We start from the raw sequence: 26,538 nt of genomic DNA, 5'->3' as shown, positions 1-26,538 counted from the left end.
CCTCAGTGCTGCCGCGTCTGTGGCCACAACGCCACCAGCAGCAACAGCGCAGCGGCAACCAGGTAGGGAAGGCGCGGATCGACGTCGTAGATCAACGTCGCCGCCAGCGGTCCGATGACCACGCCAAAGCCTTGCGCGGCACCAATGGAGCCGGCGGTGGCGCCTTGTTCCGAGGCGTCGACCGCGTTGGCCGCCAGTGCGGCGAACGAAGGAAAGATCAGTCCCATCCCGCCCGCCGACACGAAAAAGCACAGCCATAAACCCCACGCAGCATCCGCCAGGATGCTGCCGGCAAAGCCCACGGCCGCCACCAGTGCGCCCGCGCGGATGAGCCGCAGCGGCGGCCATTCAAGCCGGCGCACCAGCAGTTGCGAACAGATCAGCGCGAAACCGACCATGGTCAAGGCGATGCCCGCGGTTTGCGCGGCATCGGCCGGGTTCATGCCGAGTCGGTCGAGGGCGAAGAAGCCGACGGTGATCTGCGCAATCGACACACAGAGCATCGCCACAAACGCGACAGCCATTGGGCGACGCAGTCGTGGATCGTTGAGATGAACCTTGCGCGGCGCTTGCCGCAGGTGCAGTTCCTGACCCTTGAGTTTGTAGTGCAGCACCACAAACGCCAGTAACGGCAGGATCGCCATGGCATAGAACGGCAGGCTCAGACTGAAGCGCGACAACAACGCCGCAATCGCCGGGCCGATCACCAGCCCGCAGGCGTTGGCCGCGCCCAGGGCCGCCATGGCTTTGGCGCGGTGTTGCGGCTCGATGTTGTCGGCGATCAGCGCGTTGCCGCCCACCGGAATCGCGGCATAGAACACGCCGATCAGGCCGCGTCCGATCATCAACCCGATAAACCCCAACAGCGCCGACGGCAGAAAACGCAACGAGGCATCGATGAACAGGCACAAGGCCCAGTAGGCGAGGGTGAAGCCGGCTGTGGCGATCAACAGAATCCGTCGCCGGCCATAGCGATCACTGGCCCGGCCCCAGGGGCGGGCGAGCAACATCCAGATCACCCCGGACACCGTCACCGCCGCGCCGGCCTGCCAGGTGGCCAGGCCCAACACCCGGGCGATCGGTCCGATCAGGGAGACGAACGCCATCATCGACATGGAACAGGCCATGTTGGCGACCATGAGTGGGCGCAGGTCGAAGGCAGGGGTGGTCATGGTGAGTCTTCCGTGAGCTTTTATTATTGGCGGGGGATGTTAGCGCGGGTTATGTGCAAGGCAGGAGGAATATCGGTGAGCGTGATAATGCCTTCGCGGGCAAGCCTCGCTGCAGGAGCGAGGCTTGCCCGCGAAGAGGCCCGCCAAAACGCTACAAAAAATCAGTTCAAACCCAATTTCCCACGCAATGTGGAAAGGTCTTCAGCCAACGTATTCACCGGCCCAACCAACGCCTTGCGGTCGTTCTCTTTCACCTTGTCATACGTCTCGAACCCACCATCCCCGGTTTTGTACTTCGCCAGAATCTTGTTCACGCTGGCAAAGTTCTTGTCGACCTTGGCAATAAACGCCGCGTCCTGCTTTTCGATCTGCGGACGGAACAGGTCGACGATTTTCTTCGCGCCGTCGATGTTGCCCTGGAAGTCATACAGGTCAGTGTGGCTGTAGCGGTCTTCTTCACCGGAGATCTTGGTGGCCGCCACTTCTTCAAGCAAGGCAGCGGCGCCGCCCACGACTTTCTCGGGCGGGAAGGTCAGGCCGGCGACGCGGGTTTGCAGGTCTTTGACGTCTTTGTTCAAGCCATCGGCCAGTTCATCGAGACCCTGGGTGCTGTTTTGCGAGAACAGCGAATATTCAATGCGGTGGAAACCGGTGAAATCTTCGGCCGTCACGCCTTTTTCGTGGTCATCGACACGGGAGTCGATGGAGGCATCGAGGTCGCTGAACAGCTCGGCAATCGGCTCGATCGATTCGTAGAAAACCCGGGTCGGTGCGTACAGTTTCCTGGCGGTGGCCAAGTCGCCTTTTTTCACTGCATCGGTGAACTGCTGTGTGTGGCTGGCCAGCTCATCCAGTTGCTCGGTGACATAGATTTTGTAATCCGAAATCGGCTGCACCAGCTCCAGCGGCGCCGTCGCCGCGAAAGCCGACAGCGGGGTATTGAGCAAGCCTAGGGTCAGCAATAACGCGAGGGGCGACTTTTTCATGGGACGGTTCCGTATGGGGGGTGTTCAGGTGTTTGTTTTGGGTGAGGTAGCGTCAAGCAGCGAGCGACCGATGAAGTCCTGGTCGCCCGTCACACCCGGCAGGGTGAAGAAGTAACCGCCGCCGACCGGCTTGAGGTATTCCTCCAGCGGCTCGCCGTTGAGTCGGGTCTGGACGGTGATAAAACCTTTGTCCAGATCGGCCTGGTAGCAGATGAACAACAAACCCATGTCCAACTGACCGTTCTTGTTCACGCCGTTGGAGTAGTTGAACGGCCGGCGCAGGATCAGGTTGGCCTGGGTCGCAGCAGTGCGCGGGTTGGCCAGGCGGATATGCGCGTCGAGTTTGGTCAGTTTGCCTTGCGGGTCCTTGGCGTAGTCCGGAACTTCAGTTTCATGGGCGCCGCCCATGGGCGCGCCGGTGGCTTTTATTCGGCCGAGAATGCTTTCCTGTTCCTGCAAGGGCGTGCGGTCCCAGCGCTCGACGAAGTTGCGGATGATCCGCACCGCCTGATAGCTGCCATTGGCGGCCCATGCCGGTTCGTCGCTGCCCGGTTGCACCCAGACGAGGCTGTCCATGGCCTTGGCGTCGTTGGAGTCGGGGTTCGCCGAGCCGTCGCGAAAACCGAGGAAATTGCGTGCGCTCTGCGCCGGCACACCGGGTTTCGCCGGGGCCTGGGGCGGCACGCTGCCTTCCTGTTTCCAGCGCACCAGCAGCAGGTCCGGCAGGTTTTTCACAATGTCGCGCAGGGCGTGGATGTTGGTGTCGGTGGTGTTGGCGCAAAACTGCAGACTCAGGTCGCCGTGGCAGCAATCGGCGTCCAGAGCATCGTTAGGAAAACCGACCATGCGGCTCAACCGTTTGGGCTTGGCCGCGGCCAGGCCGAAGCGCTCGTCGAACAGCGACTCGCCCACCGATACGGTGATGGTCAGGTTGTCCGGCGTGACCACCGGGCCGAGGATGCCCGAATCCACCGGCGGCAGTTTCGGATCGACTTGCGCCACCGGTCCGCCCTGCATCAGGAACGCGATGCGCTCGTTGAGGGTGCGGAACAACCGTTCCAGGTCCTCGCGATCACTGGCCAACACATCAAACGACACCAGCATGCCGGACGCCGGGCGCGGAGTGACGATGCCGGTCTGGTGCTTGCCATGGAACGCGTGGCGGTCTTCGGTCTTGTCGCTGCTTGGCGCTTCGGTGACTTGCGCGGGGCTTGCGGCCATCGCCGGGCAGCTCAGTGCGGAGCCTGCCAGCGCAACACCCGCAGCGCCCATGCCCATCAATACCCGGCGACGCTGGAGGTTGAAGTGTTCTGAATCGTTCATCGGTTTTGAGTCTTCTGTTTAAAGGCCGGAAAGGCCGAGGGCGGGATCGATTCCATCGAGTGCGTCGGCCAGCGCCTTGGCCTTGTCGGCGATCTGTTTACGCTGCGCGGCACTCACCGTGTCGTAGCTCGCGTAGCCGTCCTGGACCTTCAACCCATTGAGTTCGGCATCGAGGGCGGTGATCGCGCTGTCGATCTTCGGCAACAACTCGGTGGCGGACTTGGTCAGCAACGGGCGCAACAGGTCGACGACTTTGCGCGCAGCAAAGAGGTTGGCGGCGAAACCGTTCAGGTCGGTGTGGCTGTAGCGTTCTTCTTCACCGCTGCTGGCACGCACATCGGCGAGGCTGTGCAGATTGCGCGCGACAATGCTCACCAACTGTTCCGGTGGCAGCGATTGCGCGAGCAGTTGCTGTTTGAGCGTGGCGACGTCGCTGTTCAAGCGCTGGGCAACCGGTGCCAGACCGTCGAGGTTGCGTTGCTGGAACAGCGCGTACTCGATGCGGTGGAAACCGCTGAAGGCTGGATCCTGTTCGCGTTTCTCGAAGTAATCGGCGCGGGCATTGATGGCGTTGTCCAGTTCAGCCAGACGCTGGGCGGCGGGGGCGATCCGTTGATAAGCGGCGCGGGCGGGCACATACAGCGCTTGTGCCTGGCTCAGGTCGCCAGCGGCGATTGCTTGCTCAAGGGCGGCGACGGCTTTGATCAGCGCGCTGCTTTGACTGCTCAGGTACACACGGAATTCTGACAACGGCCCTACGAAGGCGACCATCGACGGCTTGGCCTTGGCGGCCGCGTCGGAGGCGGCAGTCGGAGTCACGTGCAAGGTGCCTCGCGGGTTGCTCAGCAATCCGCAGGTGATCGCATAGTCGCCGGGCAGCAGGTTGGCATTGATCACCTGGCTCAGGCCCGGCGCGATGTTTTCCCGTTCTTCGACTACCAGCACGCCGTCAAGGATCTCCCATTCCACCGCCCGGTCCGAGCGATTGACGATGCGGAAGCTGGCGCGACCCGCCGGAACGGACAGCGCATTCGGCTCGCAGCTGTGCGGGTGAATAGTCACCAGCACTTCGTCATGGTTAACCTGGCGCTTGGCCGCCGCCATTTTCGAGGCGTAGTAGAACAGGCCGCCGGCGGCGATCATCACGATTACCGAACCGGCCACCGCCCAGCGCAAGGCGCGGGGAGGCGAGGCCTGGGGAGGGGCTTGATTTGGCATGGGTGCCCTTATTGGCTGGAAACGGAAGAAGGTTGTTCAGCGGGTGCCGGGGCGGGGATGAAGAACATCACCAGCGCCACTGCCAGGTAAATCAGATAGGCCCCGAGGGTGCTGACCGTCGGCGCGTCCTGGTAACCGAACATGCCGGCCAGCACCGAACCCACCGGGCCGTCCATCGGCAGCGTCGCACTGAAGTCCAAGAGCACGGTTTGCAGGTGATTCCAGACTCCGGCTTCATGCAGCGCCTGCACCGAGTTGGCGAGAATGCCCGCCGCCACCACCAGGATGAACAAGCCGGTCCAGCGGAAGAACGCGCCGAGGTTCAGGCGCATGCTGCCGGTGTAGATCAGGAAGCCGACGATGATCGCCAGGATCAGGCCGAGGAGGGCGCCGATCGGTGCCGCCGGGCCTTCGCTCTGCTGGAACACTGCGAGCAGGAAGAACACCGTCTCCAGGCCTTCCCGGGCCACGGCGAAAAACACCATGGCGATCAGTGCCGTGACCTGGTGTTTGGAGCCGGTCAGCGCGTGGTCGAGGGAGACGTGCAGCGAGTGCTTGATCGAACGCGCCACTTTGCGCATCCAGAAGACCATGGAGCTGAGAATGCCGACAGCCACCAGGCCGACCACACCTTCAAACAATTCCTGTTGTTTCTGCGGGAATTCGGCGCTCACCAGCTCCAGACCACCGCCCACCAGCAAGGCCAGCGCAACGGCAAGGAAAACGCCGATCCACACGGCGGGCATCCACTGGCCACGGCCGGTCTGCTTGAGGTAGCTGGCGATGATGCCAACGATCAACGCGGCTTCAATGCCTTCGCGCAGCATGATCAGAAAAGGAACAAGCATTCAGCACCGTCGTGGAATTAGATAGGGTGCTAAGTTGTAACACAATGACACTCATTCCCAAATGGCATTCATTGGCATTTACCTGAACCTAACCTGAACAACTCTAAAGATCACACCACCCCCTTGTAGGAGCGAGGCTTGCCCGCGAAGAACGATTACTCGGTATCAGGGCAAGACCGAGTCGCCTGCTTCGCGGGCAAGTCGGATCGCCGCACCGCTCGCTCCTACAGGATTGGGTCGCTGTGCGCTAAGATGCCGGCACTCAAACAAGATCAAGGCCCACCTCGCTCAATGTCGGAAAAAGACACCATCGCCATCCAACTGGTGCGTGAAGCCCTGTTGCAAAGCTGCGCCCCCGGAGCCGCCACCGACGAGGTATTGAACAAAGTCGGCATTGATCCGCAGCTGCTGCAAACCAGTGATGCCCGCGTTCCGGCGACGGCGTATGCACGGCTTTGGCGCTTGCTGGCCCGGCGCGGGGACGATGAATTTTTTGGCATGGACCCGCGCAAGCTCAAATCCGGCAGCCTTGAGTTTCTCTGCCGCAGCTCGATGATCCAGCCGAGCCTGGCAGCCGGCCTGACCTCAGGCCTGAGTTTCCTGTCGTTGATGCTCGAACGCATGCCGGCGCAGCTGGTTCGTCAGCAAAGCCTGGCAGAGATCGTGTTGCTGGAAGATGAGCTGGACCCGCGCCGGGCCTTTACCTATTTCACCTACTGGATGATCGTGCACGGCGTTGCCTGTTGGCTGGCGGGGCGACGGATACCGATTCTGGCCATTGAATTACGCTGCCCGGCGCCGGATTTCTGCGATGACTATCAGGTGATGTTCTCCGAGAACCTGCGATTCGACCGGCCCCGCACGCGGATGATTTTCTCGGCGGATTGCCTGGACCTGCCGATCAAGCGCAGCCCGGAAGAACTCAAGCGCTTCCTGGCCCATGCGCCAGCGAATATTCTGGTCAAGTACCGCGACCCGGAGAGCCTGGCGAGCCGGATCAAGCATGATCTACGCCAGTTGCCCGCCGATCAGTGGCCGGAGACCGAGCCTCTGGCGCAGCAACTGTGCATGTCGGCCTCGACCTTGCGCCGGCGCCTGGCGGAGGAAGGGCAGACCTATCAAGGGCTCAAGGACAGCGTGCGCAAGGAATTGGCCATTGTCTGGCTGGCTGAGCCGAGTATCAGCTTTGCCGAGATCGCCACGCGGCTGGGGTTTGCAGATGCGAGTTCGTTCTACAAGGCGTTTCGCAAGTGGTCGGGGTCCAATCCTGGGCATTACCGGAGTTTGATCCTCAACGAAGCGAGCTAGATACCGATCATTCCCACGCATTGGCTACCTTGGCCAAACCAGTCAGACAACTTGATAGCTTTGACCATTGCCCCGAGCCCCGCGTGGGGTGAGTATTTCTGTGGTTTTTACGGTTCCCCCAACCTAATAAAAATACACAGGGATTCTGGCAATGCGCGATTACTTGTCTGCCACGTCACAGTTCAATTATCAGCACACCGTCGACGCCGCCCTGGCCGGCGATCTGACTGCCCTAAACGCCTGCGTCGAGTGTTGCGACCGGCATGCCTTGCCGGGGCGTATTGCGCTGTTCTGGGAAGGCCGCGACGGCGCCAGCGCCACGTACACCTTCAAGGACCTGCAGGACAAAGCCGCGCGCTTTGCCAACTTCCTTCTGGCCCAGGGCGTGAAAAAAGGCGACAAGGTCGCCGGCCTGCTGCCACGTAATATCGAATTGCTGATCACCGTCTTCGCCACCTGGCGCATCGGCGCGGTCTATCAGCCGTTGTTTACCGCCTTCGGCCCGAAAGCCATCGAACACCGACTCAGCTGCTCCGGCGCCAAAGTGGTGGTGACCGATGCGGTCAATCGCCCCAAACTCATTGAAGTCGCCGACTGCCCGACTATCGTTACCGTCGGCGGTGCGAAAGGCCAAGGCATCGTCCGTGGCGATTACAGCTTCTGGGCCGAACTGGCCAATTATTCCCCCGAGTGCGAACCGGTGTTGCTGACCGGCGAAGACCCGTTCCTGCTGATGTTCACCTCGGGCACCACCGGCCCGTCGAAAGCCCTGTCGGTGCCGCTCAAAGCCATTGTCGCTTTTCAGAGCTACACCCGCGACGCCGTGGACCTGCGCCCCGAAGACGCGTTCTGGAACGTCGCCGATCCGGGCTGGGCCTACGGCATCTATTTCGGCGTCACCGGTCCCATGGCGATGGGGCATCCGATCACGTTTTACGATGGCCCGTTCACCCTCGAAAGCACCTGCCGGGTGATCAATAAATACGGGATCACCAACCTCACCGGGTCACCGACGGCCTATCGCTTGCTGATTGCCGGTGGCGACGAGTTCGCCAAGTCGATCAAGGGCAAACTGCGTATCGTCAGCAGCGCCGGTGAGCCGCTGAACCCGGAAGTGATCCGTTGGTTCGCCGACAACCTCGGAGTGGTCATTCATGACCATTACGGCCAGACCGAACTGGGCATGGTCCTGTGCAATCACCATGGCCTGGAGCACCCGATCCACATGGGCGCCGCCGGGTTTGCCTCGCCGGGCCACCGCATCGTGGTGCTCGACGACGAATACAAGGAACTCGGCGTCGGCCAGCCCGGCATCCTCGCCATCGACCGTACCCAGTCGCCGATGTGCTGGTTCGCCGGTTACGAAGGCGCGCCAACCAAAGCATTCGTTGGCAACTACTACCTGAGTGGCGACACCGTCGAGTGGAACCCGGACGGCAGCATCAGCTTCGTCGGGCGCAGCGATGACGTGATCACCACTTCCGGCTACCGCGTCGGCCCGTTCGATGTGGAAAGTGCATTGATCGAACACCCGTCAGTGATCGAAGCGGCCGTCGTCGGAAAACCCGATCCGGAGCGCACCGAACTGGTCAAAGCCTTCGTCGTGATTTGCGAGCAATACCGCCCGACGCCGGAGCTGGCCGAAGAACTGCGTCAACACGTGCGCAAGCGCCTGGCCGCGCATTCGTACCCGCGTGAAATTGAATTTGTCAGCGAGTTGCCGAAAACCCCAAGCGGCAAATTGCAGCGCTTTATCTTGCGCAACCAGGAAATCGCCAAGGCTCAAGAGGCTGCGGCGAAGAACGTTTAGCTTGAATCAAGGACACAATGATGCAGATCGAAAACAAGGTTTTTCTCGTCACCGGCGGTGCCTCGGGCCTCGGTGCGGCCACCGCTGAAATGCTGGTCGCGGCTGGCGCCAAAGTGATGCTGGTGGACATGAACGCCGAGGCGGTCGCGGCCCAGGCGCAACGTCTCGGCGCGCAAAGCGTAGTGGCCGACATCAGCGACGAAGCCGCCGCCGAAGCCGCTGTGCAGGCGACGGTGAAAGCCTTCGGCGGTCTCAACGGTCTGGTCAATTGCGCCGGCATCGTGCGTGGCGAGAAGATCCTCGGCAAGACTGGCCCGCACGCGCTGGCCAGTTTCAGCCAGGTGATCAACGTCAACCTGATCGGCAGCTTCAATATGCTGCGCCTGGCTTCGGCGGCCATCGCCGAAACCGAAGCGGATGCCGACGGCGAACGCGGCGTGATCATCAACACCGCCTCAGCCGCGGCTTACGATGGCCAGATCGGCCAGGCCGCTTATGCAGCGTCCAAAGGCGCGATCGTCAGCCTGACCTTGCCCGCCGCCCGTGAACTGGCGCGCTTCGGCATCCGCGTGATGACCATCGCCCCCGGCATTTTTGAAACCCCGATGATGGCCGGAATGACCCCGGAAGTCCGCGCGTCCCTGGCGGCTGGTGTGCCATTTCCGCCGCGTCTGGGCAAACCGGGCGAGTATGCCGCGCTGGTCAGGCATATCATTGAAAACAGCATGCTCAATGGCGAGGTGATCCGTCTCGACGGTGCCTTGCGCATGGCCGCTAAATAAGGAGGATTTGTCATGACTATTGCCAACGATCCCATCGTTATCGTCAGCGCCGTCCGCACCCCGATGGGCGGTTTCCAGGGCGAACTGAAAAGCCTGACCGCGCCGCAACTGGGGGCTGCCGCGATCCGCGCTGCCGTCGAACGCGCGGGTATCAAACCTGAATCCGTAGAAGAAGTGCTGTTTGGCTGCGTACTGCCCGCCGGGCTCGGTCAGGCACCGGCGCGGCAAGCTGCATTGGGCGCGGGGCTGGATAAATCGACCCGCTGCACCACCTTGAACAAGATGTGCGGCTCGGGCATGGAAGCGGCGATTCTGGCCCACGACATGCTCGTTGCCGGCAGCGCCGACGTGGTCGTCGCGGGCGGCATGGAAAGCATGTCCAACGCGCCGTACCTGCTGGACCGCGCTCGCAGCGGTTACCGCATGGGCCATGGCCGCGTGCTCGACTCCATGTTTCTCGACGGTCTGGAAGACGCCTACGACAAGGGCCGCCTGATGGGCACCTTCGCCGAGGATTGCGCCGAAACCAACGGTTTCAGCCGCGAAGCCCAGGACGCGTTCGCCATTGCCTCGACCACCCGCGCGCAGCAGGCGATCAAGGACGGCAGCTTCAAGGACGAGATCGTGCCGATTACCGTGACTGTCGGAAAAGAGCAGGTGCTGATCAGCAACGACGAACAACCACCGAAAGCCAAGCTGGACAAGATCACTTCGCTGAAACCGGCATTCCGCGAAGGCGGCACGGTGACCGCGGCCAACTCCAGTTCGATTTCCGACGGTGCGGCGGCGCTGGTGCTGATGCGCCGGTCCGAAGCACAGAAACAAGGTCTGAAACCGCTGGCAGTGATTCACGGCCATGCTGCATTTGCCGATACCCCGGGCCTGTTCCCGGTGGCACCGGTGGGCGCGATCAAGAAGCTGCTGAAGAAAACCGGTTGGTCCGTGGACGACGTCGAGCTGTTCGAAGTCAACGAAGCATTCGCGGTGGTCAGTCTGGTGACCATGACCAAACTGGAAATCCCCCACGAGAAGATCAACGTGCACGGCGGCGCCTGCGCCCTGGGCCACCCGATTGGTGCGTCTGGCGCGCGGATTCTCGTGACCTTGCTCTCGGCCCTGCGCCAGAAAGGCCTGAAACGCGGCGTTGCAGCGATCTGCATCGGCGGCGGTGAAGCCACGGCCATGGCTGTGGAATGCCTTTACCAAGGTTGACGCAATTCCCACTGTAGGAGCGAGCCTGCTCGCGAATGCGGTGTGTCATTCAACGTTAATGTCGACTGACACGGCTCTTCGCGAGCAGGCTCGCTCCTACAGGTTCTGCGTCAGGCTCAATTTTTAAGGATTCACCATGATTCCCGATGACGACCAACAACAGATCCGCGACATGGCCCGACAATTCGCCCAGGAACGGCTGAAACCGTTTGCCGCCGAGTGGGACCGCGAACACCGCTTCCCCAAGGAAGCCATCGGTGAGATGGCCGAACTGGGCTTCTTCGGCATGCTGGTGCCGGAGGAGTGGGGCGGTTGCGACACCGGTTACCTGGCCTACGCCATGGCATTGGAAGAAATCGCCGCCGGTGACGGCGCCTGCTCGACGATCATGAGCGTGCACAACTCCGTGGGTTGCGTACCTATCCTCAAGTACGGCAACGACGATCAGAAAGAACGCTTCCTCAAGCCACTGGCCAGCGGCGCGATGCTCGGCGCCTTTGCCCTGACCGAACCGCAGGCCGGTTCCGACGCCAGCGGCCTGAAAACCCGTGCGCGCCTGGAAGGCGATCACTACGTGCTCAACGGCTGCAAGCAGTTCATCACGTCCGGGCAGAACGCTGGGGTGGTGATCGTGTTTGCCGTGACCGACCCGAGTGCCGGCAAGCGCGGCATCACGGCGCTGATCGTGCCGACCGATTCGCCGGGCTACAAAGTCGCCCGGGTCGAAGACAAACTCGGTCAGCACGCCTCCGACACCTGCCAGATTCTCTTCGAAGACGTCAAAGTGCCGGTGGCCAACCGGTTAGGTGAGGAGGGCGAAGGTTACCGGATCGCCCTGGCCAACCTTGAAGGCGGCCGCGTCGGCATCGCTTCGCAATCGGTGGGCATGGCCCGCGCCGCGTTTGAAGCGGCCCGCGACTACGCCCGTGAGCGTGAGAGTTTCGGCAAGCCGATCATCGAACATCAAGCCGTAGCCTTCCGCTTGGCAGACATGGCGACGCAAATCGCCGTCGCCCGGCAGATGGTGCATTACGCAGCGGCACTGCGGGACAGCGGTCAACCGGCCCTGGTCGAAGCGTCCATGGCCAAGCTGTTCGCCTCGGAAATGGCCGAGAAGGTCTGCTCCTCGGCGTTGCAAACCCTCGGCGGTTACGGTTACCTGAACGACTTCCCGCTGGAGCGGATCTACCGCGACGTGCGGGTTTGCCAGATCTACGAAGGCACCAGCGATATTCAGCGCATGGTTATTTCGCGCAATCTTTAAGAAGGAGTCCATTGTGAGTTACGAAACGATTTTGCTGGAAACCCACGGTCGTGTAGGCCTGATCACCCTCAACCGTCCGCAGGCGCTGAACGCGTTGAATGCGCAGATCGTCAGCGAACTGAACCACGCCCTCGATGGCCTGGAAGCTGATTCGAACATCGGCTGCATCGTGCTGACCGGCTCGAAAAAAGCCTTCGCCGCCGGCGCCGATATCAAGGAAATGGCCGAACTAACCTACCCGCAGATCTATCTGGACGACCTGTTCAGCGACAGCGATCGCGTGGCCAACCGCCGCAAGCCGATCATTGCAGCGGTCAACGGTTTCGCCCTGGGCGGTGGCTGTGAACTGGCGCTGATGTGCGATTTCATCCTTGCCGGCGACAATGCGAAATTCGGCCAGCCGGAAATCAACCTCGGCGTGCTGCCGGGTATGGGCGGCACCCAGCGCCTGACCCGCGCCGTGGGCAAGGCCAAGGCCATGGAAATGTGCCTGAGCGGACGTTTGATTGATGCGGTAGAAGCCGAGCGCTGCGGGATCGTCGCGCGGATCGTGCCGGCGGATGAACTGCTGGAAGAAGCGCTGAAAGTCGCCGCGTTGATCGCCAAGAAGTCGTTGCCGATCGCGATGATGATCAAGGAAAGCGTCAACCGCGCGTTTGAAGTGAGCCTGTCGGAAGGCGTGCGCTTTGAGCGCCGGGTGTTCCATGCGGCGTTTGCGACGCAGGATCAGAAGGAAGGGATGGCGGCGTTCATTGCCAAGCGTGAGGCGCAGTTCCAGGGTAAGTGATGTAGCGACCTCACCGACGCCTTCGCGGGCAAGCCTCGCTCCTACTGGGTTACGGGTCGTTCATGCGAACACCGATAACCTGTAGGAGCGAGGCTTGCCCGCGAAGCTTTCAAGCTTCACACCAGATAGTTTTTCAACTCCCGGGCAATCACCATCCGCTGTATCTCGCTCGACCCTTCATAAATCTGCGTAATCCGCGCATCCCGGTAATAGCGCTCCACCGGGTAATCTTCCAGATACCCGTACCCGCCATGAATCTGAATCGCCGACGAGCAGACTTTCTCGGCCATTTCCGACGCAAACAGCTTGGCCTGCGAAGCCTCGGACAGGCACGGTTTGCCGGCACTGCGCAGCCGAGCCGCATGCAGGATCAGCAAGCGCGCCGCGTTTAGCCGTGTGTGCATGTCAGCGAGCATATTCGCGATGCTCTGGTGCTCGATGATCGGTTTGTCGAACTGCACCCGATCCCGCGAATACGCCAGTGCGGCTTCGAACGCTGCCCGGGCAATGCCCAGCGCCTGCGCGGCGATGCCGATGCGGCCGCCTTCGAGGTTGGACAGGGCGATGGCCAGCCCTTTACCGCGATCACCCAGCAGATTGGCTTCGGGAATCGTGCAGTTGCTCAAAGTCACCGCGCAGGTGTCGGAGGCGCGAATGCCCATTTTGTGTTCGGTGCGGTCGACGATGAAACCGGCGGTATCGGTCGGCACCAGGAACGCCGAGATGCCGCGCTTGCCCAGGTCCGGATCGGTCACGGCAAACACAATCGCCAGTTTTGCCCGCTTGCCATTGCTGACGAATTGCTTGGCGCCGTTGATCACCCATTGGCCGTCGCGCAGTTCAGCGCGGGTGCGCAGGTTGTGCGCTTCGGAGCCGGCTTGCGGCTCGGTCAGGCAGAAGCAGCCGATCGCCTGGCCGCTGGCCAGATCCGGCAACCAGGTTTGTTTCTGTTCTTCGGTGCCGTAGTTGAGCACCGGGCCGCAGCCCACGGAATTGTGGATGCTCATCAATGCGCCCGTGGCGCCGTCGCCGGCCGAAATCTCTTCTACCGCCAGGGCGTAGGCGACGTAGTCGACATAGGTGCCGCCCCATTCTTCCGGCACCACCATGCCCAGCAGGCCGAGTTCACCCATCTTCGCCACCAGACCGTCATCGATCCAGCCGGCCTTTTCCCAGGCTTGCGCATGGGGCGCGATTTCGCCGCGGGCAAAGTCCCGGGCCATGTCGCGGATCATGACTTGCTCTTCGCTCAATTCGATATCGTGCATGGCTCAGTTCCCGCTCTGGTCAAAACCGCTGAAGAAACTCGCGACGTGCTCGGCGTCCAGCGCCTGCAAGGTTGGCGGATTCCAGCGTGGTTGCTTGTCTTTATCGATCAGCAAGGCGCGCACGCCTTCGATCAGGTCGCCGCGCGCGAACCACTGACGGTCCAGGTGCAGCTCAAGGGCGAAACAGTCTTCGAGGCTCAAGTGCCGACCACGGCGCAGCATTTCCAGGGTCACGCCCATCGCCAGCGGCGAACGGCTCTCCAGCAGGTCGGCGGTGGTCATGGCCCATTCATGGCTGTCGGCGACCGTCACTTCACGCAGTTGCTCAACAATACTCGGCACATCGGGCAGGGCGAAGAAGTGATCGATGGCCGGGCGCAGCGCTTCCAGTGGCGCATCGGGCAGTTGTTGCACCGCGAGTTTCGCCAGCAGCCCTTGCAGGTCCTTGAGCGGCGTGTCGCGCCATTCGAGCTGGTCGAGTTGCTCGTCGAGGGCGCCGAGTTTTTCGCTTTCCAGAAACCAGTCTGCCAAGCCGCAATAGAGCGCATCGGCTGCGCGGATTTGCACGCCGCTGACGCCCAGATAAATCCCCAGCTCACCGGGAATCCGTGGCAAGAAATGACTGCCACCGACGTCCGGGAAATAACCGATGGCCACTTCCGGCATCGCCAGACGGCTTTTCTCGGTAACCACCCGCAAGTCAGCGCCTTGCACCAGGCCCATGCCGCCGCCGAGGACAAAACCGTCCATCAGGGCCAGCACCGGTTTGCAGTAGTGATGAATGGCGAGGTCGAGGGCGTATTCCTCGACGAAGAAGTCTTCGTGCAACGTGTCGCCGCTTTTGAAACTGTCATACAGCGAGCGAATATCGCCGCCGGCACAGAACGCTTTCTCGCCGGCACCGCGCAAGACCACCGCGTGAACCTGCGGATCCTGCGCCCAGGCGTCGAGCTGGCGCTGCAGGTGGCGGACCATGTTCAGGGTAATGGCGTTGAGACCGGCGGGGCGATTGAGGATCAGGTGACCGATGTGGTTGCGGACCTCGGCCAGCACTTCGTTTTGCGTGGCATCCATGAACGAAGTCTCTTTCGATGAAACCTGAGCAGTCATCACTAACTCCCTGCTTTTATTGTTCTTTATAGAGAAGCTCGCGCGCGAGCGATCCCGGATCGTACCAGTGCAAATTTATGATGTACAACCGGGATATATGCAGGTGCTTTCTGCATATTTGCATGGGCCTGTGAGAGCGAGCCTGCTCGCGAAGGCGTTGTGTGATTCAACATTGAGGTTGACGGGCAGGGCGTCTTCGCGAGCAGGGAGGTGTGCCGTCAGGAACTATGACGCAGCACTTCACTAATACTGCGACGTTTGGCGTGTAACTCACTGATATGAATCAGTTGTTCCAGGTCTTCCGGGGTGACATCGAAGAACGCCTCCATATCCGCCAATGCCAGTTTCAAGTCCTGGGCGGTGATGGCCTGGCTGTCGATCGGCGGATGATCCGCCGGCACCATGGGCACCGGTTCGGCGGCGCGCTTGGGGTAGCGAATGCGCGTCAGGTTGTTATAGGCCAGCGCGCAGAGCAGCATGGTCGATGCGGCGAGCATCACCGCGCCGAGGGCTTTCCAGTCCAGCGCGATGGTTGCCGGATCGGCCAGCACCAACAGCAACGCCAGCGCTCCGGCCGGTGGGTGCAGGCAACGCAGCCAGCACATCAGGATCAGCGCCATGCCCGCCGCCAGGCAGGCGCTGCCAAGGGTTCGGCCGAGAACATGTGCGACCAGCAGCGCAACGACGCCGGCACTCAAGTATCCGCCCAGAATCGACCATGGCTGGGCGAGGGCGCCGGAGGACACCGCGAACAGCAACACCGCCGATGCGCCCAACGGCCCGATCAAATGTTGCGCCACTTCCATGCCGAACACTTGGGCGCACAGCCAGACGCTGAACAGCGTGCCCAGGGACATGCCAATGGCAGCACGGCTCCATTCGGAAGGACGGGTGTTGATGGCGGCAGGTAACCAGCGAGCGAGCATGAGGCAAACGATCCGTTGGTAAAAATCCAGGAAAAAAAAAGGCTTAACTGGGAAACCCAGAAAGCCCTTGAAGGTGTTCCAACTATTGGGGGAGGAACGGGGCACAGTGTGCCGTTCATTCCCGATGCTGACAAATTCATATTAATGCAGTTTGAGTGCATTATTTTTGCTGTAACGCGACTCGGCGACCGCTCATGAAACACAGGAACCCGCCCATGGCCGTCAGCGCGCTCAGGGCATAAAACATGGTGGGCGCCGGTGTGTGCATCAGCAGGAAACCACAAATCACCGGGCTCAGGGCTCCGCCGAGGGCCGCGAGGTTTTGTGCGCCGTAGTAACTGCCGCGCAGTTCTTCCGGGGCCAGGGTGTCGACGAAGAGAAATTCGGCGGGGTAAATGATCATTTCGCCGAGGGTGAAGATGAACATCGCCACGCACCAGCTCACCAGGCTGTCGGCCAGACTGAAGCCGATCAGCCCGACGATAAACAGGCTGGTGCCGCCGGCGATCCAGTAACGCAGCTGTTCGCGTTTGAGGAATCGGCCGATCTGGTATTGCAGCAGGATCACGCTGATGGCGTTGCAGGCGAGCAGGGCGGCCATGGTTTCCAGCGCGCGTTTGGAGTCTTGGGTCACCAGCAGGTATTGCGACAGGTACAGGGTGAATCGACCGTGGACCACGGTGCTGAGCAGGCAACCGCAGGTGAACATGATCAGTGTGCGGTCGTTCTTCAGAGTAATCAGCGTCTTGAGAAAACTTTGGGGTTGGCCGATCGGGGGTGTCTGCGACGAGTCCCTGGGGATGCCGATCATCAGGAAAATGCTGAAGAACGCGATGCCGCCGGCTATCAGGAACGGCGCAATCGGGTACACCCCGGCAATCACCACGCCGAGCATCGGGCCGGTGGCGTAGCCGATGTTGGTCAGGGTGTAGCGCAGGGAAAACGCCTTGGCGCGTTGGCCAATCGGCAGGTTTTCGCTGAGGATCGCCTTCGAGCCGATCAGGAACAACGCCGAGGCGGTTTCGGTGATGACCAGGGTGGCGGTGGTCAGGTAGAGGTTTTCGGCGAAGGTCAGCAGGACGAAGCCGATGGCGCTGGAGAGCATCGCCAGAATCAGCAGCCGACGTTTTTCGAGGCGGTCGATGATGTAGCCGCCATAGAGCGCGAGCAGGGTGGCGATAAATACCGCGATGCCCAACAGCAAACCGACGTCCTGCTGGTTGAGGCCGAGCTTGTTGCTCAGGAACAAGGTGAGCAGCGGGCTGGTGATGGCGCGGCTGACGACGATGGTCAGCGAAACGATCATCAACCGGCGGATTACGAGCGAGTAAGTGGCCACGGTGGGGCAAATGTCCTTATTTAGGTTTTGTAGTGTTCGTCGTGGTACCGAGGCGCGGCCATTCGCGAGCAGGCTCGCTCCCACACTGGATCTTCAGTGAACATAAAATTTGAGATCACTACAGATCAACTGTGGGAGCGAGCCTGCTCGCGAAGAGGCCGGTTCTGGCAATAAAACGTTCAAGCCAGCCACCGATCCAGCCAACGGACCGATTCCAACGTGTCCAACCGCCACAATTGCTCAAGCAATTCCCCAGCCTGCTCCTGGGCCATCACCCGCCCGGCCAGACTGAAAAACTTCTCCTCCAGCGCCGCATCACTCAACGGATTCCCCGGCGCGCCCAATGGCGGGTCGACACAAAGATTTGCCTGCCGACCGTCCACCGTCCGCACGCAGATGACGGGCTCGCCATCCTCTGACAGTTGCGGATCCACTTCAAGACGAATGCGCGCCATCCAGTGAGCAATCCGAGGGTCGCCCCGTTGCGCCTCGTCATAGGCTTCCAGCCGGCAATGACCATGAACCAGCCGGGCGGCGAGGGCATAGGGCAAACTCATCTGTGCCGCCGCGAGCGTGCTGACATCCTGTCCACCGCACATGTCCTGAAGAAACCCGCACAACGAGACGTCGATGTCTTCAATCTGATCGGCGCCGACCTGCAGTTGATCCATTAACAACCCCAACGCATCGATTGCCGAATGAGTCCCCCGGCACGCGGCGTAGGGCTTGATCGAGCATCGGGCGAGCTTCCACACGACGCCCAGATCCGCATCGAGCGAGGTCGGATCTGAGGCCACGCCGGCCAGGGTTCTGAGAAAACCGCCCCAGACATCCTCGAACAACTTTTTCGGTCCGCTAATGCCTTGTTGAGCAAACCGCGCCGCCAGCAATCCACCTTCGGCCGCTCGACCGCTGTGCAGCTTTTTACTCTGCGAGCCGTCGTGGATGAAGGCCCACAGCCCACCGCTGAAACTGCCAGCGATGCCCAGTGCCGACACGGTTTGCGCGGCGTCCAGTCCAAGGATCCGCGCGCTCGCCGCTGCGGCGCCGAACACCCCGCAGGTCGCGGTCGAATGCCAGCCCGCGCCGTTGTGCGCCGAATAGCCGCCGCAGGCTTCGAGCACGCGACGGCTGACGTCGTAGCCAATCACCACGGCGGTAATCAACTCGCGGCCGTTGACCGGTTCGGTCTTCATCGACACCGCAGCCATCACCGCCGGCAGCACCACCGCGCCGGAGTGGTCGCAGCCCCCGGTGTCGTCCAGTTCCAGGGCGTGGGCGGCGATGCCATTGAGGATCGCGGCCTGAGCGGCGCCCATGCGCAGATCAGTGCCCCAGACCAGGGTGTCACCGGCTTCACTTGCGAATACCTGACGCGCCTGTTTCGCCACTTCGCTGTCAGCCCCGGCCAATGTCACGCCGAAGGTGTCGAGGATGTGCCGTTTGGCTTGCGCCACCAGGGCCGGTGGCAAATCTTCAAAGCGCGTGTCGACGCAAAACTGCGCGAGTCGCTGCATGCGTTCAGTCATACGAGGTAATCCCGGTAATGCCGCTCATACACCGATGCCGGATGATCCTCGGTCACGGGGACTGCCGAATCGGCCCACCATTGCGCGACCTCGCCGGCCGTGGCGATCCACACGTCATCGTGCTGCTGCATGCCCTCAAGCAATTCACGCAACACGCCAGTTCGCCCTGGCGTGGCAATGATTTCCGGGTGCAGGCGCAGCACGTAACACAGGCCAAACCGGTGAAACCCGGCGAAGTCCATTTGCAGGTTGCCCAGGGTGTGGCTGTAAGAGGCGATTCGCGATTGTGCCGGCGGCACCGCCGGGCTGAGGTTGAAGGCGAAATAGGGCTCGTCTTCCAGTTCGTAGTGCAACGGCAGCTCGATCACTTCGGGGGCGGTGGGGTGAGCGAACGGCAAATCATCGCCGCGCCACGACGAAGACCAGCGAATGCCTTGGTTCCTCAGCGCCTCGATGAAGCCCGGCGCACCGTTACCGGCCGGGATGCGAAACCCGCTCGGACGCTGGCCGGTCAGTGCCGCGAGTGCTTCGCAACCCTTGGCAATCTCGGCGCTTTGTCCGGCCAGATCGAGCAGGTCGTAGTTCTGGTGGCGATAGCCGGCGCAGGCGATCTCATGCCCGCCGGCCTGAATCGCCCGAAGGTGTTGCGGGTTTTCCTCGGCAACGATGCCCGGGATGCACCAGCTGCTTTTTACCCCGAGTTCGGCGAACAAACCGAGCAACCGCTCGACGCCGCGCTGGGTGCCGTAACGCCAGACCGACAGCGTCTTGTCGCGGCCGGCGACTTCAGGCGCCTGGGTCAGGATGCCGTGGATGTCGTTGTAGTCGACGGTCAGGACCACGGCGCAGCGGTAGCCTTTGGGCCAGACGGTGGAATCAGCCATGGTGATGCTCCTTGAGCCACCACTGGGCGACATCGCGGCAGGTGGCAAACCACACGTCGTCGCGCTGACGCATGTGTTCGAAGAGTTTTTCCAGCAGCAGGATGCGCCCCGGCTTGCCGGTGATCTTGGGGTGGAACAGGGTGGTCAGGCACAGCCCTTCATTCATCGCGCCGTCGTACTCGCGGCACCAGTTGTCGAGGGTCAGTGCGTAGCTGGCGGTGCGGTCCAGCCCCGAGGGGAAGTCCGGCGCCCGGGTGTAGGCGAGGGAGGCGTAGTCGTCCATTTCCCAGCGGCCGGGGATTTCCACCAGCGGGGTTTCATGGCCCGGCACTTTCACCAGGTACGGGCGGTCATCGCCGCGCATGCTGCTGGAGTAAGTCACGCCGGCTTCCACCAGCATCGCCGGGGTCTCGGCTCGCCAGTCGCCGGAGGGGGTGCGGAAACCTTCGGCGTGGATGTTCAGGTGTTTCCAGAACACCTCGCGGGATTTGTTCATCACGTCCTTTTGCTGTTCCAGCGCCAGGGCGTAAAAGGATTCGTGTTTGTAGCCGTGGTACGCCACCTCATGCCCGCGCTCGACAATCGCCTGGCACTGTTTCGGCCAGTTTTCCACGACCCAGGCGGGGACGAAAAAGGTCGTCGGGATCCGGTATTCGTCGAGCAAATCCAGAATCCGCGGCAAGGCCCGGTAAGGACCATAACCGCCAAAACCGAAGTACTCGGGCTTGCGCCAGATCGAACCGTTGAGCATCGCATCGCCTGTCGGGCCATCGAGGTCGAAGGCCAGGGCGAGGCAGGCTTTGTGCGGGTCGGGCCAGGTGGGTTGGGGGGAGGAGGACATCGTGGCGCTCCATTTTATCTATAAGTAAAACGCAGTTCCTGTAGGCGCGAAGCTTGCTCGCGAAGAGGCCGGTACATTCAACATCTCTGCCAAACACCGCCTTCGCGGGCAAGCCTCGCTCCTACAGGGCAAGCATTACTTGCCGGCGTTGATGGTCACGGTCTTGATCGCGCCCAGTTCCAGGTCCCATTTCTTGAGGATCGCCTGATAGCTGCCGTCATCGACCATGCTCTGCAACGCGACCTTCACCGCTTCACTCAACTCAGGCTTTTTCTTGCTCACGCCAAGGCCGGTGAACTGCTGGGAGATTGGCAGGCCCACGGTCTTGTACATGTCCTTTTCCTGGGTCTTGAGATACGGCAGGGTTTCGCTACCCTGCATGGCCGCATCGATACGGCTCTGACGCAATTGCGCGCGGGCATCGGCCGAGCCTTCGGTGCCGACCACCACGATGGCCGGTTTGCCGGCGCCTTCGCAGTGGGCCTTGCTGTATTCAGCAATTTCCGCCGGGAAGGTGGTACGACGGCTGGTGCCGACTTTCTTGCCGCACAGGTCGGTGATCTCGTTGAAGTCCTTGTTCTTCTGCAAGGTGTAGAACTGCGGGCCACTGGTGAAGTAGTCGACAAAGGTCACGCTGGCCTGGCGTTCAGCGGTGTCGGTCATGCCCGACATCACCATGTCCACCCGGTCGGTGGTCAGGGCATTGATCATTTGCTCGAAGCCGGTTTCCTGCCACTTGATCTTCACGCCCAGACGTTCGGCCAGGGCATTGCCCAAGTCAACGTCGAGACCGGTGAGGGTGTTGGTGGCCGGGTCCTTGAAATCCATCGGCGGGTAGTTCGGCATGATCGCCACAACGACCTCGCCTTTTTCCTTGATGCCGGCCGGAAGCTCAGCGGCGAAGGTGAAGCCGCAAGCCATAACACCTGCGAGTACTGTCGGGATAACTATTTTCTTCATGGTCGTTCTCTTATGAGTGTTGTGAGCGCCAAACGGCGCTTAGGTTCGAACGGCAGAAATGAAGCTTTGGGTGCGCGGGTTTTGCGGACTTATTAGTATTTCTTCGGGGCTTCCAGCCTCCACGATCTGCCCGCCGTCCATGAACACCATGCGGTTGGCAACCTCACGGGCAAAGCCCAGTTCATGGGTGACGACGATCATGGTCATGCCGGTTTGCGCGAGGTCACGCATCACCGACAGCACCTCACCGACCAGTTCCGGGTCGAGTGCCGAAGTGGGTTCATCGAACAGCATCAGCTTGGGACGCATGGCCAGGGCACGGGCAATGGCGACGCGTTGCTGCTGACCACCCGAGAGTTCGATCGGGTAGCTGTTACGCTTGTCGGCCAGGCCGACGCGAGCGAGCAATTCCACGGCTTCTTCGTGCGCCTCTTTGGGCGAACGCTTGAGCACCTGGCACGGCCCTTCGATGATGTTTTGCAGCACAGTCATGTGCGGGAACAGGTTGAAACGCTGGAACACCATGCCGGTGGACAGGCGTTGACGGGCGATCTGCGACTCGTTGAGCTCGTGCAGTTTGTTGCCGACGACCCGGTAACCCACCAGTTCGCCGTCGACCCACAGGCCGCCCTTGTCGATCTTTTCCAGCTGGTTGACGCAACGCAGCAAGGTACTTTTGCCGGAGCCGGACGGGCCAATGATGCACAGCACTTCGCCTTGCTCGACTTCGATATTGACGTCCTTGAGCGCGTGGAACTGGTCGTAATATTTGTTCAGGCTCACGGCCTTGACGATGCTTCTCATGTGGGGCTCCTCAAGAACGCTTGCCGGCGCCGCGAGCGAAACGACGCTCCAGACGGCTTTGACCGAAGGACAGCACGGTGACGGTGGCCAGGTACCAGATACCGGCGACGATCAGCAGCTCCATTACGCGGGCGTTGGCGTAGTAGATGTTCTGGGCGTTGTAGAGCAGCTCCGAGTACTGGATGACGCTCGCCAGGGAGGTCATTTTCACCATGCCGATGAACTCGTTGCCCACCGGCGGAATGATCACCCGCATGGCTTGCGGCAGGATGATCCGGCGCAGGGCTTGCAGGCGTGGCATGCCGATCGACTTGGCGGCTTCGTACTGCCCGGTGTCCACCGACAGCAAACCGGCACGCACCACTTCAGCGGTGTAGGCGCCCTGGTTGATGCTCAAGCCGAGCAGGGCGGCCACGAACGGGGTCATCAGAGTCACGGTGTCCATTTCGAACACGCCGGGAATGCCGATGGTGGGAAAGATCAGCGCCAGGTTGAACCACAACAGCAGTTGCAGGATCAGCGGCGTACCGCGAAACAGCCAGGTGTAGGTCACCGCCACATAACGCAGGATCGGATTGGCCGACATGCGCATGATCGCCGTGATCACCCCGAAGACGATGCCCAGGGCCATCGCCAGCACCGCCATGACGATGGTGTTGAGCAAACCCCACATGATCGCTTGCGAGGTAAGGAACTGGCCGATGTACGACCATTCGATCTTGCCTTCGGCGAAGGCGCGTACCAGCCCGAGGATCGCAATGACGATGACGGTGGCGAAGAAAATCCGCCCGTAATAACGCCGGGGCACGTGGTGGTATTGGGTAATGTCGAACTGGTTTTCCGCCAGTTTTCGCTCCCGCTGGAGTCGTTCTGCCTGAGTCTGGCTCATGTTGTTTCTCCGTACACTGTTCTTTCAGATCAACCAAAATCCCCTGTAGGAGCGAAGCTTGCTCGCGAAAGCGGTGAGACATTCAACATTGAGGTCGACTGACATGACCTCTTCGCGAGCAAGCTTCGCTCCTACGGATTTTTGCGTGCTGCTTCAGAGGCGGAAACCCTGATAGTTCTCGGTCCATTGCTGCTGCGCCGCGAGGGCGGTTTTCAGACGGCCGATCTGCTCGCGCACCTGTTGCGGCGCCGTGCCACCCCAGCCACTGCGGGCGGCGATGGCAGCTTCGAGGGTCAGACTCTCGCGCACTTCCGCGGTCAGGCGTGGATCGATCTCGGCCAGCAGCGCCGGCGATGCTTCCCACAATTCAATGTCGTGTTTCTCACAGGCCTGGACGAGCGCGCCGGTAATTTCATGCGCTTCCTTGAACGGTACGCCGCGCATGGCCAGCCAGTCGGCGACTTCGGTGGCCAGGGTGAAACCGAGCGGTGCCTGGCGACGCAGTTCTTCGACGTTGACCTTCATGGTTGCGACCATCCCGGCCATGGCCGGCAACACCAGCAGCAGCGTGTCGACGCTGTCGAGCACGCCGTTCTTGTCTTCGCTCAAGTCGCGGTTGTACGACAGCGGCAGGGATTTCAACGTCGATAACAACCCGGTGAGGTTGCCGATCAAGCGGCCAGCCTTGCCCCGGGCCAGTTCGGCAATGTCCGGGTTCTTCTTCTGCGGCATGATCGAACTGCCGGTGGCGTAGGCATCGTCCAGCGCGACCCAGCGAAATTGCCGCGACGACCACAGGCAAAACTCTTCGGCGAGGCGGGAAATGTTGATCCCGAGCATGCTGGCGATAAACAGAAACTCGGCGACGTGATCGCGGCTGGCCACGGCGTCAATGGAGTTTTCGCAGACGCCGCTGTAGCCCATTTCCTTGGCCGACTGCTGCGGCAGGCGCGCGATGGCGGAACCGGCCATGGCCGCCGCGCCGAGTGGCGACAGCGAGGTGCGATTGTCCCAGTCCACCAGGCGTTGCACGTCACGCAGCATCGATTGAGCGTGAGCCAGCAAGTGGTGAGCGAAGACGATCGGTTGCGCTTGCTGCAAGTGAGTGAAGCCTGGACAGATGCTCTCGATGTGTTGCTCGGCCTGATCCACAAGCGCTTGCTGCAAGGCCAGTACTTCGACGGCCAGGGTGCGCACGTGATCCCGCAGGAACAGACGCAGGTCGTTGGCGGTCTGGTCGTTACGGGACCGCCCGGCGCGCAGTTTGCCACCGAGGGCGCCGAGGCGTTCGGTTAGCAGGCGTTCGATAAAGGTGTGGACGTCTTCGTCGTCCAGGGTCGGCGCGATGCTGCCGGCACGGAAGTCATCACCGATGCGCTGCAAGGCATCGAGCATGGTCTGGGTTTCCTGCTCGCTCAACAGCCCGGCGCGTTGCAGTTCACGGGCATGCGCCTTGGAACCGGCAAGGTCGTACGGGGTAAGGCGAAAGTAGCGCTCGGGGCAACGGGACAACGCCGCCAGGGCTTCGGATGGGCCGCTTTTGAAGCGCGCACCCCAGAGACGGTCGGTGGTTTGAGACATTGTTGTTTTCCTCGTCGTAGCCGGAAGTTAGTCATTAGTTTGGTGTGATGCCGAAGAGCTTCGCGGGCAAGCCTCGCTCCTACAGATCGGTATGCCGGACCTGGAACCCGTGCCGGGATCGTTAAAAAATCAACCGGGCGTGGTCAGGCCAAAGCAGTTTCAATAGGGGCAGTTACATCGTTGCGAGAGCTGATCGAAGTGTCAGCTTTTAATAGTTCGAAATCAGTGAGTTGGCACTGAAGTACGGGGATTATTAGCGGTTGCCAAGCCTGGTTTTCTGTGTTCATTATTATTTACCAGCACTATTTTTGTTGTTGGACACAGAGTGTTGAATAGGGCGCCAGAGGTAAATAAGCATTATGGAAACCCCACTTTCCAATTCCGGAAACCCGCCACCGAAAACGTCGCATCGGGCGCCGCTGGCCCTCAGTGGCCTGGATTTCAAACTGCTAAAAGTGTTCAAGGCCGTGGTCGAGGCCGGAGGCTTCAGTGCCGCCCAGAACGAGCTGAATGTGGGGCTGGCAGCCATCAGCAAACAGATTTCCGACCTTGAAATCCGCATTGGCATGCGCCTGTGCACCCGAGGCCGGGAAGGCTTTCACCTGACCGAAGAAGGCAGTCTGGTGTACCAGGCATCCATCGACTTGTTTGCCTCGGTCGACAACTTTCGTGATCGGCTTAGTTCGGCGCAGAATGAACTTGTCGGTGACCTTGGGGTAGGTGTTATTGACAATACAATCTCCGACGATAATTCACCGTTAGTGGCCGCGCTTAGAAGAATCAATGAAGAGTCACCTAAAGTAAGGTTCCAACTTCAGTCATCGCAACTGGATGAAGTCGAAAGAGGCGTCGTAGAGGGGCGGTTAGTGGCGGGCATCGTTCCTGTTTATCAGAAGCGTGAAGAGTTCGATTACTACGCACTGTATGAAGAGCGCTCGGAGGTTTACTGCGCGCTCGGTCATCCGCTGTTCTCGATGCCGGACGCCGAAATCGGCAGCCACGTGCTCAAGGATTACGAGTTCATCAACCACCGCTACGCGATTCATCGCGACAAACACAATTTCGTCCACTACGACAGTTTTTCAGCCTCGGCAACTCAGGTGGAAGCCGTGGCATTGCTGATCAAGACCGGGCGTTTCCTGGGCTTTTTGCCGCAGCATTACGCCGCATCGATGGCGGCTCAGGGGCAATTTCGCGCGGTGCGCCCGGACCTGATCAGCATCGTCACGCCGTTCAATCTGATCCTGCGCCACAACACCGTGCGCAGCCCGCTGGTCAAGGCGTTTGCGCAGGCATTGGGTGTGGATCTGAAGGCACCGGTTTGAAAGTCAGACACATCTGATACGCAACACAGGGATTATTTCAGGCTGCGCATCGTCATCTGTTTTGATCAATCTGATTTGTTTTTTACAGTACCTTCTCAAGTTTTTTTGGGAAGGCAATCAAAAGATAAATTGATAAGCCGATATAACAAGTCCCGCCCCTTATTCTGCGAATAATAGAATCAATATCTGCAAAGTCAGTAATCACGGAAAAAACAATCATGGTGTGGAAGCCAGCGCAAGAAATGATCAACAAGTAAATTCTTGCGAAAAATATTCTTCTTTTAAACTTGGCGGTGGCCAGCCGCCGAACGCTCGATGGCGGGGAGGGCGGCGGCGTCGGTGGAGTGGGCACGGCGGGCAATGACATTGCTC

Annotated in this window: 24 protein-coding genes; 7 read left to right on the top strand and 17 right to left on the bottom strand. The window is 60.9% G+C overall.

Features of this window, described 5'->3' with window-relative positions; genetic code table 11:
* Positions 1-2: 2 nt before the first annotated feature.
* The 5 genes from FBY01_RS09430 to efeU form a co-directional block, all read right to left on the bottom strand.
* Positions 3-1,172 (bottom strand): MFS transporter, encoded by a 1,170-nt coding sequence (locus FBY01_RS09430; protein WP_145307271.1) that lies wholly within the window; start codon positions 1,170-1,172, stop codon positions 3-5.
* Positions 1,173-1,333: 161 nt separating this feature from the next.
* Entirely contained in the window at positions 1,334-2,158 is an 825-nt protein-coding gene (gene efeO / locus FBY01_RS09425) for an iron uptake system protein EfeO (protein ID WP_145307268.1), read from the bottom strand.
* A gap of 24 nt (positions 2,159-2,182) precedes the next feature.
* A complete protein-coding gene (gene efeB / locus FBY01_RS09420; protein WP_145307264.1) occupies positions 2,183-3,481 on the bottom strand; it encodes an iron uptake transporter deferrochelatase/peroxidase subunit in 1,299 nt (432 codons plus the stop codon).
* Between the two features lie 18 nt (positions 3,482-3,499).
* The gene (gene efeO / locus FBY01_RS09415; RefSeq protein ID WP_145307261.1) at positions 3,500-4,699 is read right to left on the bottom strand and encodes an iron uptake system protein EfeO; all 1,200 of its coding nucleotides are present in this window, start codon (positions 4,697-4,699) and stop codon (positions 3,500-3,502) included.
* Between the two features lie 8 nt (positions 4,700-4,707).
* Complete coding sequence (gene efeU / locus FBY01_RS09410; protein WP_010460022.1) at positions 4,708-5,547, bottom strand: iron uptake transporter permease EfeU; 840 nt, start codon at positions 5,545-5,547, stop codon at positions 4,708-4,710.
* 291 nt (positions 5,548-5,838) lie between these two features.
* Here efeU and FBY01_RS09405 point away from each other — a divergent pair, with 291 nt between their 5' ends.
* The 6 genes from FBY01_RS09405 to FBY01_RS09380 all read left to right on the top strand — a co-directional run bounded on the left by FBY01_RS09405 (position 5,839) and on the right by FBY01_RS09380 (position 12,710).
* Positions 5,839-6,855 (top strand): AraC family transcriptional regulator, encoded by a 1,017-nt coding sequence (locus tag FBY01_RS09405; protein ID WP_042932818.1) that lies wholly within the window; start codon positions 5,839-5,841, stop codon positions 6,853-6,855.
* A 151-nt stretch (positions 6,856-7,006) separates the two neighbouring features.
* Positions 7,007-8,665: an AMP-binding protein gene (locus FBY01_RS09400; protein WP_145307258.1), complete on the top strand. Its 1,659-nt coding sequence runs from the start codon at positions 7,007-7,009 to the stop codon at positions 8,663-8,665.
* Positions 8,666-8,685: 20 nt separating this feature from the next.
* Complete coding sequence (locus tag FBY01_RS09395; RefSeq protein ID WP_083376816.1) at positions 8,686-9,447, top strand: SDR family NAD(P)-dependent oxidoreductase; 762 nt, start codon at positions 8,686-8,688, stop codon at positions 9,445-9,447.
* 12 nt (positions 9,448-9,459) lie between these two features.
* Positions 9,460-10,659: an acetyl-CoA C-acyltransferase gene (locus tag FBY01_RS09390; RefSeq protein WP_145307255.1), complete on the top strand. Its 1,200-nt coding sequence runs from the start codon at positions 9,460-9,462 to the stop codon at positions 10,657-10,659.
* 136 nt (positions 10,660-10,795) lie between these two features.
* Positions 10,796-11,923, top strand: coding sequence for an acyl-CoA dehydrogenase (locus FBY01_RS09385; RefSeq protein ID WP_083376814.1), 1,128 nt, complete (start codon positions 10,796-10,798; stop codon positions 11,921-11,923).
* A 13-nt stretch (positions 11,924-11,936) separates the two neighbouring features.
* Positions 11,937-12,710: an enoyl-CoA hydratase gene (locus FBY01_RS09380; RefSeq protein WP_077748383.1), complete on the top strand. Its 774-nt coding sequence runs from the start codon at positions 11,937-11,939 to the stop codon at positions 12,708-12,710.
* Positions 12,711-12,826: 116 nt separating this feature from the next.
* Here FBY01_RS09380 and FBY01_RS09375 read toward each other — a convergent pair whose 3' ends face one another.
* The 11 genes from FBY01_RS09375 to argH form a co-directional block, all read right to left on the bottom strand.
* Positions 12,827-13,978: an acyl-CoA dehydrogenase family protein gene (locus FBY01_RS09375; protein ID WP_077748384.1), complete on the bottom strand. Its 1,152-nt coding sequence runs from the start codon at positions 13,976-13,978 to the stop codon at positions 12,827-12,829.
* Between the two features lie 3 nt (positions 13,979-13,981).
* Positions 13,982-15,088 (bottom strand): enoyl-CoA hydratase/isomerase family protein, encoded by a 1,107-nt coding sequence (locus FBY01_RS09370; RefSeq protein ID WP_077748385.1) that lies wholly within the window; start codon positions 15,086-15,088, stop codon positions 13,982-13,984.
* Positions 15,089-15,306: 218 nt separating this feature from the next.
* Positions 15,307-16,014: an HPP family protein gene (locus tag FBY01_RS09365; RefSeq protein ID WP_010460040.1), complete on the bottom strand. Its 708-nt coding sequence runs from the start codon at positions 16,012-16,014 to the stop codon at positions 15,307-15,309.
* A gap of 160 nt (positions 16,015-16,174) precedes the next feature.
* Complete coding sequence (locus FBY01_RS09360; protein ID WP_077748386.1) at positions 16,175-17,353, bottom strand: MFS transporter; 1,179 nt, start codon at positions 17,351-17,353, stop codon at positions 16,175-16,177.
* Positions 17,354-17,532: 179 nt separating this feature from the next.
* Positions 17,533-18,882, bottom strand: coding sequence for an MmgE/PrpD family protein (locus tag FBY01_RS09355; protein ID WP_145307251.1), 1,350 nt, complete (start codon positions 18,880-18,882; stop codon positions 17,533-17,535).
* On the bottom strand, positions 18,879-19,766 hold the full coding sequence (locus FBY01_RS09350; RefSeq protein ID WP_145307247.1) for a polysaccharide deacetylase: 888 nt from the start codon (positions 19,764-19,766) through the stop codon (positions 18,879-18,881). Before FBY01_RS09350 ends, FBY01_RS09355 begins: the two co-directional genes overlap by 4 nt.
* Complete coding sequence (locus FBY01_RS09345; protein ID WP_145307244.1) at positions 19,759-20,607, bottom strand: polysaccharide deacetylase; 849 nt, start codon at positions 20,605-20,607, stop codon at positions 19,759-19,761. The genes FBY01_RS09350 and FBY01_RS09345 overlap by 8 nt, the downstream gene beginning before the upstream one ends.
* 135 nt (positions 20,608-20,742) lie before the next feature.
* Positions 20,743-21,567, bottom strand: coding sequence for an ABC transporter substrate-binding protein (locus FBY01_RS09340; RefSeq protein ID WP_042932091.1), 825 nt, complete (start codon positions 21,565-21,567; stop codon positions 20,743-20,745).
* Positions 21,568-21,606: 39 nt separating this feature from the next.
* Positions 21,607-22,371 (bottom strand): amino acid ABC transporter ATP-binding protein, encoded by a 765-nt coding sequence (locus tag FBY01_RS09335; protein WP_010460050.1) that lies wholly within the window; start codon positions 22,369-22,371, stop codon positions 21,607-21,609.
* A 10-nt stretch (positions 22,372-22,381) separates the two neighbouring features.
* Complete coding sequence (locus tag FBY01_RS09330; RefSeq protein ID WP_010460052.1) at positions 22,382-23,260, bottom strand: amino acid ABC transporter permease; 879 nt, start codon at positions 23,258-23,260, stop codon at positions 22,382-22,384.
* 153 nt (positions 23,261-23,413) lie between these two features.
* Positions 23,414-24,841, bottom strand: coding sequence for an argininosuccinate lyase (argH, locus tag FBY01_RS09325; RefSeq protein WP_145307241.1), 1,428 nt, complete (start codon positions 24,839-24,841; stop codon positions 23,414-23,416).
* Between the two features lie 359 nt (positions 24,842-25,200).
* On the opposite strand from argH, the gene FBY01_RS09320 reads away from it, so the two are divergent.
* The gene (locus tag FBY01_RS09320; protein ID WP_145307239.1) at positions 25,201-26,166 is read left to right on the top strand and encodes a LysR family transcriptional regulator; all 966 of its coding nucleotides are present in this window, start codon (positions 25,201-25,203) and stop codon (positions 26,164-26,166) included.
* Between the two features lie 82 nt (positions 26,167-26,248).
* On the opposite strand, the gene FBY01_RS09315 is transcribed toward FBY01_RS09320, so the two are convergent.
* Positions 26,249-26,533 carry a hypothetical protein gene (locus tag FBY01_RS09315; RefSeq protein ID WP_145307236.1) on the bottom strand — a complete coding sequence of 95 codons (285 nt, stop codon included), beginning with the start codon at positions 26,531-26,533 and terminating at the stop codon, positions 26,249-26,251.
* Positions 26,534-26,538: the final 5 nt, after the last annotated feature.

The sequence above is a fragment of the Pseudomonas sp. SJZ077 genome, from assembly GCF_007993905.1.
GTDB classification, from domain to species: Bacteria; Pseudomonadota; Gammaproteobacteria; order Pseudomonadales; family Pseudomonadaceae; genus Aquipseudomonas; species Aquipseudomonas mandelii.
The sequence above is the reverse complement of the archived record's forward strand: the minus strand, read 5'-3'. Positions and strand labels throughout refer to the sequence as shown.

Bases quoted from the DNA above. Each gene is read 5' to 3' on its own strand.
- FBY01_RS09430 (WP_145307271.1), bottom strand. From the start codon at position 1,172: ATGACCACCCCTGCCTTCGACCTGCGCCCACTCATGGTCGCCAACATG.
- efeO (WP_145307268.1), bottom strand. From the start codon at position 2,158: ATGAAAAAGTCGCCCCTCGCGTTATTGCTGACCCTAGGCTTGCTCAAT.
- efeB (WP_145307264.1), bottom strand. From the start codon at position 3,481: ATGAACGATTCAGAACACTTCAACCTCCAGCGTCGCCGGGTATTGATG.
- efeO (WP_145307261.1), bottom strand. From the start codon at position 4,699: ATGCCAAATCAAGCCCCTCCCCAGGCCTCGCCTCCCCGCGCCTTGCGC.
- efeU (WP_010460022.1), bottom strand. From the start codon at position 5,547: ATGCTTGTTCCTTTTCTGATCATGCTGCGCGAAGGCATTGAAGCCGCG.
- FBY01_RS09405 (WP_042932818.1), top strand. From the start codon at position 5,839: ATGTCGGAAAAAGACACCATCGCCATCCAACTGGTGCGTGAAGCCCTG.
- FBY01_RS09400 (WP_145307258.1), top strand. From the start codon at position 7,007: ATGCGCGATTACTTGTCTGCCACGTCACAGTTCAATTATCAGCACACC.
- FBY01_RS09395 (WP_083376816.1), top strand. From the start codon at position 8,686: ATGCAGATCGAAAACAAGGTTTTTCTCGTCACCGGCGGTGCCTCGGGC.
- FBY01_RS09390 (WP_145307255.1), top strand. From the start codon at position 9,460: ATGACTATTGCCAACGATCCCATCGTTATCGTCAGCGCCGTCCGCACC.
- FBY01_RS09385 (WP_083376814.1), top strand. From the start codon at position 10,796: ATGATTCCCGATGACGACCAACAACAGATCCGCGACATGGCCCGACAA.
- FBY01_RS09375 (WP_077748384.1), bottom strand. From the start codon at position 13,978: ATGCACGATATCGAATTGAGCGAAGAGCAAGTCATGATCCGCGACATG.
- FBY01_RS09370 (WP_077748385.1), bottom strand. From the start codon at position 15,088: ATGACTGCTCAGGTTTCATCGAAAGAGACTTCGTTCATGGATGCCACG.
- FBY01_RS09365 (WP_010460040.1), bottom strand. From the start codon at position 16,014: ATGCTCGCTCGCTGGTTACCTGCCGCCATCAACACCCGTCCTTCCGAA.
- FBY01_RS09355 (WP_145307251.1), bottom strand. From the start codon at position 18,882: ATGACTGAACGCATGCAGCGACTCGCGCAGTTTTGCGTCGACACGCGC.
- FBY01_RS09350 (WP_145307247.1), bottom strand. From the start codon at position 19,766: ATGGCTGATTCCACCGTCTGGCCCAAAGGCTACCGCTGCGCCGTGGTC.
- FBY01_RS09345 (WP_145307244.1), bottom strand. From the start codon at position 20,607: ATGTCCTCCTCCCCCCAACCCACCTGGCCCGACCCGCACAAAGCCTGC.
- FBY01_RS09340 (WP_042932091.1), bottom strand. From the start codon at position 21,567: ATGAAGAAAATAGTTATCCCGACAGTACTCGCAGGTGTTATGGCTTGC.
- FBY01_RS09335 (WP_010460050.1), bottom strand. From the start codon at position 22,371: ATGAGAAGCATCGTCAAGGCCGTGAGCCTGAACAAATATTACGACCAG.
- FBY01_RS09330 (WP_010460052.1), bottom strand. From the start codon at position 23,260: ATGAGCCAGACTCAGGCAGAACGACTCCAGCGGGAGCGAAAACTGGCG.
- argH (WP_145307241.1), bottom strand. From the start codon at position 24,841: ATGTCTCAAACCACCGACCGTCTCTGGGGTGCGCGCTTCAAAAGCGGC.
- FBY01_RS09320 (WP_145307239.1), top strand. From the start codon at position 25,201: ATGGAAACCCCACTTTCCAATTCCGGAAACCCGCCACCGAAAACGTCG.
- FBY01_RS09315 (WP_145307236.1), bottom strand. From the start codon at position 26,533: ATGTCATTGCCCGCCGTGCCCACTCCACCGACGCCGCCGCCCTCCCCG.